The 513-nt window shown below is 80.9% G+C and carries 1 protein-coding gene; it reads right to left on the bottom strand.

What is annotated here, in order from left to right:
- Positions 1–377 (bottom strand): hypothetical protein (locus MHY29_RS12255; RefSeq protein ID WP_239241604.1); only part of this gene is annotated, 377 nt, incomplete at its 3' end.
- Positions 378–513: the final 136 nt, after the last annotated feature.

Genomic DNA, 513 nt, shown 5'->3' with positions numbered 1-513 from the left:
GCTTCCTGCGCCGCACGCGTCCGCTGCACGCCGCCGCGGGGCTCTCCTGGGGTGGTGGGGTCGGTCGCGGTGGGCCCCGCGGCGGCGTGCAGCGGACGCGTGCGGCGCAGGAAGCCCCGCGAGGCCAGGAAGTCGGACAGGTGCTCGCGGTGGTCGGGGCAGGCGGCCCACGTCTTCACCCGGTCGGGGGCGTGCACGCGGGGGTTGTTCCACTCCAGCACCCACGCGGCGGCGGCACGGCAGCCCCGGGCGGAGCACACGGGCGCCCCGTCGGCGGTGACGGCGGCCGGGCCCTCGGCCGACGGCTCCCGCCGCACCGCGGGCAGGGAGGGGTCGAGGCCGGCGGCCAGGGCGCCGAGCAGGTCGGGGCCGGTCACGGGCGGCCTCGTCCGGTCTCGCCGGAGGAGCCGGCCGGCAGGGCGCGACGCGCGGCGGGGTCGTCGTCCTCCACGACCTCGCCGACCAGCACGACGGGGCCGGTCGGAACGGGGGAGGGCTCGGCGGGCAGGGCCG

Source organism: Micrococcus sp. ACRRV, from assembly GCF_022346985.1.
GTDB lineage: Bacteria > Actinomycetota > Actinomycetes > Actinomycetales > Micrococcaceae > Micrococcus > Micrococcus porci.
The sequence above is the reverse complement of the archived record's forward strand: the minus strand, read 5'-3'. Positions and strand labels throughout refer to the sequence as shown.